Source organism: Microcoleus sp. MON2_D5 (assembly GCF_036701905.1).
In the GTDB taxonomy this organism is placed as follows: Bacteria; Cyanobacteriota; Cyanobacteriia; order Cyanobacteriales; family Microcoleaceae; genus Microcoleus.
In genome coordinates, this window is the sequence record NZ_JAUBRM010000130.1 from 1 (window position 1) to 12,781 (window position 12,781).

Annotated in this window: 3 protein-coding genes; 1 reads left to right on the forward strand and 2 read right to left on the reverse strand. The window is 47.0% G+C overall.

The features are described 5' to 3' along the window. The first annotated feature begins 410 nt into the window (after positions 1–410). A complete protein-coding gene (locus tag QUA47_RS28215; RefSeq protein ID WP_333433214.1) occupies positions 411–6,431 on the forward strand; it encodes a response regulator in 6,021 nt (2,006 codons plus the stop codon). Positions 6,432–6,749: 318 nt separating this feature from the next. On the opposite strand, the gene QUA47_RS28220 is transcribed toward QUA47_RS28215, so the two are convergent. Both QUA47_RS28220 and psbC read right to left on the reverse strand, forming a co-directional pair. After that, on the reverse strand, positions 6,750–10,607 hold the full coding sequence (locus tag QUA47_RS28220; protein ID WP_333433215.1) for a GAF domain-containing protein: 3,858 nt from the start codon (positions 10,605–10,607) through the stop codon (positions 6,750–6,752). Between the two features lie 553 nt (positions 10,608–11,160). Next, a complete protein-coding gene (gene psbC / locus QUA47_RS28225) occupies positions 11,161–12,540 on the reverse strand; it encodes a photosystem II reaction center protein CP43 (protein ID WP_190663611.1) in 1,380 nt (459 codons plus the stop codon). Positions 12,541–12,781: the final 241 nt, after the last annotated feature.

Consider the following 12,781-nt stretch of genomic DNA (forward strand, 5'->3'; position numbering starts at 1 on the left):
CCCTTTCATTTATTATCAAACTTTCCTATTTTACCATAGAAATTCATATTTACATCTCAAATGGAATTGCTATATGCCTCCCGTAATTGGGAATAATTTTTTCTCAAAAGTTGAGCGAAATATCAAGTCCTGCATCAGTAAGCCTTGGTTTTAGTATAGCGGTTCTCAATAAAATGAGGTACACACCGCTCGCAACTGATGCCCACGGATGCCTATGCCCTATGCCCTATGCCCGCCAGAGCACCTCATGTTACTGAGAAAGGCTATATTAAAGCTTAAATAATCGGTGGTGCGATCTTCAGGGAAACTGTCAGGTAAATAACAGATCGGCTCTATAGCGCTTTTTTTATCGGAATCAGGTCATATTCAGCAACTAGCGATTATAAAAGTTTATGGGAGGGCCTAGCTCAGTGCGTGATAAAAGATGGTTAGGTGCGATCGCCCTTCTCACTGGTGCGGGTTTTCTGGGCAACTATTTCAGTTTGTCTCTTTTATTTGGGGTTGATTTCCTCTTTGGCAGTATTGCAATACTGATTATTTCTTACTATTTCGGCTGGGGCTGGGGAGCCTTGGCCAGTCTAATAGCAGGCAGCTATACTTATGTTCTTTGGAATCATCCATACGCCACAATTATTTTGGTAATTGAGGCTCTGTTTGTAGGGTTTCGTTGCAAGAAGCGCAAAGATCCGAACCTCCTTTTAGTTGATGGGATTTACTGGTTCTTAATTGGGATGCCTCTCGTTTGGCTTTTCTACGGTCAAATGCTGCACATGGAAGCGGCTCAAGTCCTGCTAGTTATGTGCAAACAAGCAGTTAACGGCATTTTTAATGCCTTAGTTGCCAGCTTTATCATTGTTTATGCACCCGTTGATAAACAGGTTGATCGTTCAAAGAATATCCATGCCCTCTCATTAAAACAAACTATTTTTCATCTGTTGGTTGCTTTTGTCTTTATTCCAGGACTGCTCCTATTAGTTATTGATGGTAGATACTGGCTCGCTCAAATTCAGACGACCGTGCAAACTGAGTTACAAACAAACGGAACAAATCTCAGTAGCGGTGTATCTAGATGGTATCAGCAACATCTCTTAGCCTTGAATACATTAGCTGAAAAAGCGCTCATCCCTGAAACCGCCACTGCTGCTAATCAAGCGATTCAATCATCCGATCGACTGCAACAAGACATTAGCCTGATCGAGCAGTGGTTTCCAGATTTCGAGAACATTTATGTGGCTGATTCATCTGGAACAGTTTTAGCAGCCTCTTCTCCTTTAAATCAAACCCGTCGGCGGTTGATTGAACAAAGCACCCAACATAAATCTCTAATTACCCTGGCTCAACAGGGGTTGAGACCTTGGATGACTCCTATCCACAACGATTTATTAATTGACGAACCTCATGTAGCATTGAATGTTCCCCTGCAAGTTCAAGGTCATTTCCTTGGGCTGATCCACGGTTCATTAGCATTGAGCCAGATCCAATCTCTATACATTTTCCAGAAAAACAATCAGCAACTACGCATTACATTGCTAGATCCAAACAACCGACTGATTGCCAGTAATCAATCCGACCAAAAGCTTTTGAACTCTGTTGAGGAGTCAAAAGATGGCAGCACTCGCACCTTAGAGGGAACCTTGCAGCAGTGGGTTCCTAGCAAGGGCAACTATCCAATGATCCGTTGGAAAAACTCTCTATATATACAGGAATTTACGATTAACCCTGCTGAGCTGAACTGGAGATTACGCTTAGAAATTCCAGCAGAGTCCTATGTAGAAAATTTACAAAGTCGCTACAGGATAGATCTGATTATTCTTCTGGTCATCACAATGTTGGCATTTTTGTTGGCAACGGTGGTTAGCGAACGACTGGTCAAGCCATTATCCTTTTTAGCTCTGGCGACTACTGACTTACCCAACCAGCTTTCAGAAAAAACATTTGAATGGAAACATAGTTTTGTTACTGAAATCAATGAGCTTGCTAGCAATTTTCAATTGATGGCGATCGCGCTAAATCAAAAATTTAGGGAGCTTAAACACGTCAACGCTACATTAGAACAGCGGGTTCAAGAACGAACGCAAAGATTATCCAAAATCAATCGATCTCTGAAAGCTGAAATTAAGAGACGTAAACAAGCCGAAGCTGAACTAATAACAAGAGAGGCGGCAATACGAGCTTTATATCAAGTCACTGCTAGCCAAAATCTCAACTTTGAGCAGCGCATCCAAGCGTTGATTGACATGGGATGTCAGACCTTTCGGCTTGAAAGTGGTATCTTGGCTCGCGTGCAAGATAATCGTTATGAGGTGATGGTGGCACGATCGCCCGATCGAGTCCTGAAACCAGGTGATGCCCTTGATATTAGGCAAACTTTGTGCTGTGAAGCTTTAGACACAAATGAACCCCTAACCATCCAACATACAGGCACCTCAAAATGGCGTTACCATCCTGCCTATCTTGCCTTTGGCATAGAAGCTTATATTGGAACACGAGTTTTAGTTGCAGGCAAAGTCTACAGTACCCTCAGCTTTTCTAGCAAATATCCCCGTGCAGGCAGCTTTAAATCTGCCCATGTGGAATTACTGAAGCTGATGGCTCAATGGATTGGTAGTGAAATTGAACGGCATGAGGCAGAAGTCGCTCTGCAAGCGAGTCAAGAGCGGTGGGAACTCGCCCTACGCGGTAGTAATGATGGGGTATGGGATTGGAACATCAACACCAATGAAGTATTCTTCTCGGCTCGCTGGAAAGAAATGTTGGGCTACGAAGACCATGAAATCCCCAATTACCCGGACGAATGGACCAAGCGGGTGCATCCCGATGATCTCGGTTGGGTGATGCAAGTAATTCAAGATCACTTTGAGGGCAAAACTCCCTTTTATATTACAGAACATCGAGTGCTTTGCAAGGATGGGAGCTACAAATGGATTTTGGCTCGAGGGCAAGCGCTTTCGGATGAAGGGGGCAGAGTTGTCCGTATGACTGGTTCTCACAGCGATATTACCGAGCGCAAAAAGTTAGAGCAGGAAATTCAAGCCAGAGAGCAATTATTGAATGCTTTCTTTAAAGGAGCTTCCCTGGCAGGAGTGGGGCTATGTATCCACGATCGGCAGTTTCGATTTTTACAAATCAATGAGGCACTAGCTGAAATTAATGGCCGCTCTGTGGAGGCTCACTTAGGTAAGACAACTGATGAGATGTTGGGGGAATTTGCTCCTGGTATAAATGCACTGTTACAACAGGTTTTAACGACAGGACAACCTTCCATCAGCTTGGAAATGAGCTCAGAAGTATCCAGCCAAACGGGTGCCAAGCGCTACTGGCTCGTTTCTCACTTTCCCATTTTCAAAAATGCAGAGCAGCCTATAGCAGTGGGTTGCATTCTAATTGAAATTAGCGCTCGCAAACGCGCCGAAGCGGAACTGCAACAAATGAGTGCAGCGCTAGAAAATGCCGTGGCAGGCATTTCTCGACTCGACCCTCAAGGAGGCTATATCTTCGTTAACGAAACTTATGCCGCCATCTGCGGATATCAGCCAGAGGAAATGCTAGGGATGGAATGCCAAAAAACTGTTCATCCTGAAGATGTTGGAAGGATGGTGGCTGCTTATCAGCAAATGTTGAGAGACGGCAGAGTCGAAGTGGAAGCTAGGGGGATGCGAAAAAATGGCACGATCTTCTATAAACAACTGGTGATGGTCTCTGCTTATGACGAGCAAAATGTGTTTGTGGGGCATCACTGCTTCATGAAGGATATTAGCGATCGCAAGCAGGCAGAAGAAGCACTACAGCGACAGTTGCAAAAAGCCCTACTGCTGAAGCAAATTACCCAAGAAATTCGTCAAAGCCTCAATGCTCAGCAGATATTTGAAACGGCTGCTATTCAGATTGGGCAAACTTTTGGGGTCAGTCGCTGCTTAATTCGCACATACTTGAACAATCCACAGCCTCAGTTTCCTGTCGTTGCAGAGTATCTAGCACCCGGATATGCCCCCAGCGGGGAGCATGACATTCTGGCGGCGAGTCCTGCTTATACAAAACAGTTGATGGCTGAGGATGAAGCGATCGCCTCCCCGGATGTCTATTGCGAATTATTGCTCACCTGTGCTCATTCTATTTGTACCAGTCTCAAATTGAGAGCGATATTAGCAGTGCGAACCTCTTACCAAGGAGAACCGAATGGTGCCATTTGTTTGCACCAGTGCGATCGCTACCGTCATTGGACCGCCGATCAAGTGGAGTTGCTAGAATCAGTCGCGGCTCAAGTAGGAATTGCCCTAGCTCAAGCCAAATTACTAGAGCAAGAAACTCGACAACGAGAAGAATTAACTCTGAAAAACTTTGCCCTGGAGCAAACTAGACGGGAAGCAGAAGCAGCGAGCCGAGCCAAAAGTGAGTTTCTGGCGATGATGAGCCATGAAATTCGCACTCCCATGAATGCGGTTATTGGTATGACGGGACTACTGCTCGATACAGAACTCAAGGCTCAACAGCGAGACTTTATCGAGACGATTCGCAATAGTGGGGATACCCTTCTGAGTATCATCAACGACATCCTCGACTTCTCCAAAATTGAGTCGGGCAAGCTGGAGCTAGAAATGTATCCCTTGAGCTTGAGAGATTGCATAGAAGGTGCGATCGACCAACTTGCAGTTAAAGCAGATGAGAAGGATATTGAGTTGGGCTACCTGATCCAGCCTCAGACTCCTAAGTTCATTTTGGGTGATGTCACCCGTCTGCGTCAGATTCTAGTTAACTTGCTCAACAATGGGATTAAGTTTACCGAAACTGGGGAAGTGACCATTTCGGTGCAAGCCTCTCTAGTTGATTCTGACAAAACGATTTCTGAGCCTGGGAACTTGTCAGAAAGCTTGTATGAAATTCAGTTTGCCATTCAAGACACAGGGATTGGCATTCCAGCCAACCGCCTCGATCGACTGTTCAAGTCTTTTAGTCAAGTAGATGCTTCGACGACTCGGCAGTATGGAGGGACTGGTTTAGGTCTGGCGATTAGTAAGCGACTTTGTGAAACCATGAACGGCATGATTTGGGTCGAGAGCCGAGGCCACGTCGCAGGAACCCCTTCCCCAAAATGGCAAGCCGCTCAGCCTCATCGAATCACAATGGGTTCTACCTTCTACTTCACGATTGTCGCACCCGCTGTTGCTACTGAGTTAGAGGAACCAATGGAAATAGTACCAGAACTATCTGGCAAGCGTTTATTAATCGTGGATGACCAGCCCACTAACCGACAAATTCTGACGCTGCAAGCCCAGAGTTGGGGGATGCAGAGTCTGGCTGCCCAATCGGCTGTGGAAGCGCTCAACTGGCTTGAGAGTGGAGAAACGTTTGATGTCGCTATTTTAGATATGCAAATGCCACAAATGGACGGCCTCACACTCGCCTCAGCCATCCACCAGCATCCTAAGTCCCACCGTTTACCTCTGGTGCTGCTGACTTCAATGGGCAAACCAGAAGCGAGTTCTTCAGCGCTCTCCACCCACTTTGCGGCTTGTTTAAGCAAACCCATCAAACAATCCCAGCTCTATGAAGTGCTGACTCAGGCACTACAAGCTCAACCGACAAAAGTTCAACAGCGGCCCCCTAGCTCTGTTCAGGATGATATTAAATTGGCTCAAAAACTCCCGCTGCGAATTCTGTTAGCAGAGGATCATCTGGTGAACCACAAGGTGGCACTGCTGCTGTTAGAGCGTTTGGGATACCGGGCTGATGTTGCTGCCAATGGATTAGAAGTCTTGGAAGCCCTGCACCGCCAGCCTTATGATGTAGTGCTGATGGATGTACAAATGCCAGAGATGGATGGACTAGAAGCCAGCCGTCGTATTGGTGAGGAGTGGCCTGCTCATGCTCGTCCCTGGATTATTGCAGTGACGGCGAATGCCATGCAGGGCGATCGCGAGCTTTGTCTGGATGCTGGCATGAATGACTATATCAGTAAACCGATTCGAGTAGAGGCTCTCATCCAAGCGCTGAGTCAGTGTCCACCCAACCAGGAACAGCAGCAGGCCCAAAAGCAGGAATCAGATAGCAACAAGCCAGAAATTGATGTGCCAGCGGTTAACCTTACAGAACTGCAAGCCTTCTGTAGCAGCATTGATGAAGATTCAACCCAGATTTTGAGCTTGCTGGCGAACTGCTACTTTGAGGAATCTCTCAAGTTGCTACAAGCTATGAAATTAGCGATCGCCCAAGCGGATACTCAAAGCCTAAACCGAGCCGCTCATACCCTCAAAGGCAGCAGTGCGAACCTAAGCGCGGCTCCTCTGGCCCAGCTTTGTGCCGCGCTAGAAGTTATGAGTACCTCGGGTGAACTCGATCGAGCCTCAACCCTTTTGGCTCAAATCGAGGTTGAGTACGATCGTGTCAAGAATACTCTCCAACAAGAACTACAAAAGAGCGAAACTAATCTATGAAAGTCAATTAAATAGGCATCTTTTGGCATCAGGACTTAGGCAACCGTCACACGCCATGCCGCAAGGCGGCTATGCGATCGCATACGCACGATCGAGCCTGATTCCAAATCTGTTAGCATCGGAATTTTTCATATTTCTCTGCTTTTCATCTGCGTGAATCAGCGTCAATCCCTTGTCATCTGCGGTTAATACATTCTCTTTTTTTAACCGCACCTGAGGGCAGACTAACACAGATTAACGCAGATTAATTATATCAATTATGGTGGCAGCGTCCGTGATTGTTGATTGTTGACTCTTGGCTGGATTTTACAATAATGACTAATGAGGAATGACTGCTGGCTGCTGTCGAAGCGGAATCTCGATGGCAAACTCAGTACCTTTCCCCAATTCCGAATTGCATTTTAAAACGCCACCGTGTTTTTCTACCACAATTTGGTAACTAATTGACAGTCCCAATCCTGTACCTTTCCCCACCGACTTAGTGGTGAAAAAAGGGTCAAATATGCGTTTTCTCATAGATTCCGAAATTCCCGTGCCGTTGTCAGAAATCCGAATCACCGCGCTAGGAATAGTGCCATTAAGTTTCCCGACCGAAGTAGAGATTTTAATTTGAGGAGCCACCGATTGGTCAGCGAGCAACTTGTGCGAATCTAAAGCATCGATCGCATTCCCAATTACATTCATAAACACCTGATTCAACTGTCCAACATAACACTCAACCAAAGGCAAAGTGCCGTATTCTTTCACTAGCACAATGTTTGCACTGTCCCCATTAGATTTCAGCCTGTGCTGTAAAATTAACAGCGTGCTGTCAATCCCTTCGTGAATATCAACCGCCTTCATTTGACTTTCGTCAAGACGAGAGAAATTCCTTAAAGACAGAACTATTTGACGGATGCGATCTGCTCCCACCTTCATTGACGATAGCAATTTTGGCAAATCTTCTAGCAGAAACTCCACGTCAATATCTTCACTCAATTTGTCTATTTCAGGACTAGAATCGGGATATTGCTGCTGGTAAAGTTCCAGCAAACTCAGTAAGCTAGCAGTATATTCACTAGCGTGATTGAGATTGCCGTAAATAAAATTAACCGGATTGTTAATTTCGTGAGCAATCCCAGCTACCAGTTGCCCCAAACCAGACATTTTTTCAGTTTGAATCAATTGAGCTTGAGTGTGCTGCAAATCTTTTAAACTTTGAGCGATTTGTTCTGCTTGGCGTCTGGTTTGAGCTAGCAAATCGGCTTGGTGGATAGCTACGCCTAACTGATTGGCAATCTGAGCTAAAAAGTTAACTTCTGAACTTTCCCAACAGCGGGGCCCAGAATGTTGATAGGCTGTGAGCAAACCCCAAAGTTGTTGTCCTACAAAAATCGGCGCGATCGCATAAGCCTTCACTTGAAATTGCTCTAAAATACCGACAACACACTCCGAGTGGGAAGCTTGATATATATCGTCAACGGCTAGAGTTTCATTATTGGCATACCTGCCACCTCGGTTTTCCTGCAAATAAGTATCTTGCCAAACCGTACTGATACCTTCCCCTATCAATTTTATCCAGCCATCTTTCACAAACTCTGCCACATATTGGCCACCCCAATCAGGATTAAAGCGATAAACAGCAATTCTATCGACTTGCATAAACTGACAAACTTCTTGGGTTGCAGTCTTAAAAATTGCGTTAATATCGAGAGATTCTCGAATCTTTGCCACCACTTCAAACAGTATCCGCTGTTGCTCGGCTGCCGCCTGCAAATCGACCGTTTGCTGGCGCGTTTTAGCGAGCAAATCTGCTTGTTCTAATGCTACGCTCAACTGAGTTCCGACTTGCGTAGCAAACTGGATTTCGGAAGTTTTCCAATTGCGCGAACTGTCGCACTGGTGCAGGCACAGCAAGCCCCAAAGCTCGCTGCCATTCATCAGCGGCATAATCACCTGGGCTCTAATTTGAAATTGAGCTAAAATAGCAGCGTGGCAGTCTGAGAGTCCCGCATTTTCGGTGTCTGCCAACACTTGAATGTGTCCCTGGCTGTATTTATTTGCATATTTTTCGCCAAAACATCGATCGCGAATTTTCACATCCATTGCCGAACAAAAACCTGGTAAAACATCTTCGGTAATAAATTGACCTTCATTAAAATCTGAGTCCGTATCGAAGCGATAAATGCAAACTCTATCTGCCTTTAAAATGCGCCGCAGTTCTGTAGTTGTAGTACGAAAAATTGTATCTAAATCTAGAGATTGTCGAATCTTAGCAACTACCTCAAACAGTATCCGCTCCTGCTCGGCTGCCCGCTCCAACTCAACTGCTTGCTTCTGAGTTTGAGCGAGTAAATCTGCTTGTTCTAAGGCGATGCTGAGCTGAGCGGAAATTTGGGTAGCAAACTTAATTTCGGAAGATTCCCAGTTGCGGGGAGCCGAACATTGGTGTACGCACAGCAACCCCCAAAGGTCGTTGCCTTTCATAATCGGTGCAACTAAAGTAGCTTTGACCTGAAATTGCTCCAATACTTGCTCATAACAATCTTGCAGTCCGGCCTGTCTGATGTCGGACATTGCGTGAACTCGCCCCTGAGAGTAGAGATTGGCGTAGTTTTCTCCAAAGCAGCGATCGTGCACTTTGACTGCCATTGCTGACACAAAATCTGGCAAAACATCTTCGGCAACGAATTCACCGTCGTTAAATTCCGACGCGGGATCGAAGCGGTAAACCGCAACTCGATCGGCATTTAAAGCGCGCCGCACTTCCTGGGACATCGTGCTAAAAATCTTGTTCAAGTCGAGGTATTTCCGCATTTTGGCCACCACTTCAAACAGCACTCGCTGCTGTTGGGTCAACTGCTGCAGTTGAGCTGTGCGCTCTTGAACTTGATTTTCTAAATTAGCGTTAAGTGCGTCTATTTCTTGGTGTAGTTGGTAGCGGTTAATTGCCTCAGCAAAGTGCCTGCCCAAAGTTTGTACTAATTCTATTTCTTCAGCCTTCCATTCGCTAATTTGGGCGGTTTTTGACTCTTTCCACGCTTCAAAAGATATCCGAGATTGGGCGAGCCGCTCGTCACTATCAAACTGTCTGGCCCAGAGAGTTTCGGTGTCAAATTCTTCTCGAAAAATGCTCAAGTAACCGAATATTTGCTGGCGGGTTGTGAGCGGTACGATTAAAATGCTCCGAATTTTGGTCGATCGAAATGCAGGTTGCAGGCTTCTCAAACTGCTAATTTGGTACAAGTCGGGAATTGCCCAAACCTGTTGCTCGCCGGATTTAAAATATTCGTGCCAAACGCTGTATTGCTCCATCTGCGGGTATTTTGCCGAAATTCCCATCTTCGGCCCTGAGCCGCAAGTGTAGACTTTGAGTGCCTGAGTGGAATTGTCCGAGTAGGGTACTAAACTCGTAACTGGGCTGCTGTCGAAAATGAAGGGTGTGGCGAAAATGCACAGCCTGCCGCCTGCTGCGTCTAGTGCTGCTACAGATTCTGCTAAAGCTGCTTGCAGTTCCATCGCCGGCTGAGAGTGAAGGGCTGCGGCGACCCGGTTGACGGCAGTTTCCCGCTGAGCTTTCGCCCTCGCTCGGGCGAGGAGAGTTGATTGGGCTATGGCGACGCCGAGCTGATCTGCCACCATCTGAACGCCTTGCAGTTCGTGTTCTGCGACCGTCCGGGATTCGGAGTGGTGAGATACCAACAACCCCCAGAATTCTTCGCCGTGAAAAATTGGTACTACCAAGCAAGCCTTGACGCCGAGTGCAGTCAAGTATTCAGCATGGCAGGGGTCAACCGCGCGAAAGCGCACTTCGTCGGGCAGCAGTTGACCGGAAACCGCGTCGCGGTGGGGACTTTGGCCTAGCAGCCCGGAATCTATATCGACGATAGATCGCACCTGTACTTGCGCGAACAGTTCGCGGGCGTGAGGGGGAATATCGTCGGCTGGAAAATGCAGTCCCAATAGGGAGGGCAAGCGGTTGCCGTTAATTGATTCGGCAATCACTTCACCGCTGCCGTCGCTATGAAACTTGTATATTTTTACTCTGTCTGTTCCCAAGAACGATTGAACTTCCGCTGCTGTTGCGCTCAGAATTTCTGGCAGTTCTAGAGAGTGGCGAATGCGGTTTGCGATGCGATCGAGTAAATTTGCTCGATCGAACATCACCTTGACATTTTCGATCTTTAATGAGTCCATTATTAATCTTTTGCTTTCCTAGCAATAACAGTAAGCCGCCCAAAAGTTTTGTGCCTGTTAAAAAATTCGGCAAGCACAGCCATTTAATAAAATATAAATATCCTGATGGCGATCGTCGATTAGTTTTTCACCTGTAGCGATCGGCCTTAAAATTGCAACTTTCCATAGTGTGGAATTAAAACTTTTGTACTTTAAATATAAACTTTGTAGAGCCTGCCTTGCAAGCTCTCTACCCCAACGGATTAAAATTGTCAAGTTTCAAGACTTGCAGAGTCATTCACCGCCACCGATGAAGGTCGCACCGAAATATTTCAGTCCTGGATGCAAAAGCTCGCTGAGGAACGAGCTGACGGAAAGAAACAGCATGGAATTCAAAAGGTTAACTCAGAAACCGGGTTTCTACGTCTAGGATTTTATCTGCTGCTAGCGGGCTCGGAGAACAGTCGATCGACAATCCGCAGCTTTTTCCAGATATGGGTTCAAAAAAAAGCTCCTGCCGTTAAGCAGGAGCCTTTTTCAACTAGACCATCAAATCAGAAATAAATTCGATCGATTAGTCCAAATTAGGCATAGACAGCACTGGTTCATTTTCGCGATCGATACCCTTCTCAAAGCCAGCGACAGCCGCGCGAGCGCGACCAGCGTGCCACAAGTGGCCGACCAAGAAGAAGAAACCCATCACAAAGTGGAAACACGACAGCCAAGAACGAGGAGAAGTGAAGTTAAACGAGTTAACTTCAGTCGCCACACCGCCCACAGAGTTCAAAGAACCCAGAGGAGCGTGAGTCATGTATTCAGCCGCGCGGCGAGCTTGCCAGGGCTGAATGTCATTCTTGATTTTGTTCAAGTCCAAACCGTTAGTACCGCGCAAGGGTTCCAACCAAGGGCCTTGGAAATCCCAGAAACGCATCGTTTCACCGCCGAAAATGATTTCGCCAGTAGGAGAGCGCATCAGGTATTTACCCAGACCGGTGGGGCCTTGTGCAGAACCGACGTTAGCACCCAAGCGTTGGTCGCGGATCAGGAAGGTCAAAGCTTGCGCTTGAGAAGCTTCCGGGCCCGTCGGGCCGTAGAATTCGCTGGGGTAAGCAGTGTTGTTGAACCAGACAAAGCAGCAAGCGATGAATCCCATCAGGGACAAAGCGCCCAAGCTGTAAGACAGGTAAGCTTCGCCAGACCAGATTAAGGCGCGGCGAGCCCAGCCGAAAGGCTTGGTCAAAATGTGCCAAACACCGCCAGCGATACAAATCAGGCCCACCCAGATGTGACCGCCGATGATATCTTCCATGTTGTTGACGCTGACAATCCAGCCTTCGCCACCAAAAGGAGAGCGAGTCAAGTAGCCAAAAATCACAGCCGGATTCAGAGTGGGGTTAGTAATGACCCGCACGTCGCCGCCGCCCGGAGCCCAAGTGTCATAGACACCGCCGAAGAACATGGCTTTAGCTACAAGCAGCAGAGCGCCGCATCCCAACAGAATCAGGTGGTAGCCGATGATATTGGTCATCTGGTTCTTGTCTTTCCAGTCGTAGCCGAAGAACGAAGAGTATTCTTCGAGAATTTCCGGACCGCGAACGGCGTGATAAATGCCGCCCAAACCGAGAACAGCAGATGAAATCAAGTGAAGAACGCCAACGACGAAGAACGGGAAGATATCCGTAACTTCACCGCCGGGGCCGACGCCCCAACCCAAAGTAGCGATGTGGGGCATCAAGATTAAGCCCTGTTCGTACATGGGCTTTTCTGGGATAAAGTGAGCGACTTCAAACAAAGTCATTGCTCCGGCCCAGAAAACGATCAAACCAGAGTGAGCGACGTGTGCGCCCAGCAGTTTGCCAGAGAGATTGATTAAACGAGCGTTGCCAGACCACCAAGCGAACCCGGAGGATTCTTGGTCGCGACCGCTTGCGTAGGAATTAGAGAGCGTTACCACGCGGTAGAACCTCCAACGATTTTAGATTTTGGATTTTGGGTTTTTTTGTTCCCCTAGTAGGGCACGGGAGAACCGCACCTGCGCCAGGGAATAGGGATTTGGATTTCATATTAGTTTAAAAAACTTAAATTAATCTGAAATCCAAATCCTGATTTTTTTAAAGTGCGTTACCGCGAGGCAGAACTTCTTCAGGGAAGATGTAGTTTTCGTGAGGTTGGTCCGTAGGAGCCATCCAAGCACG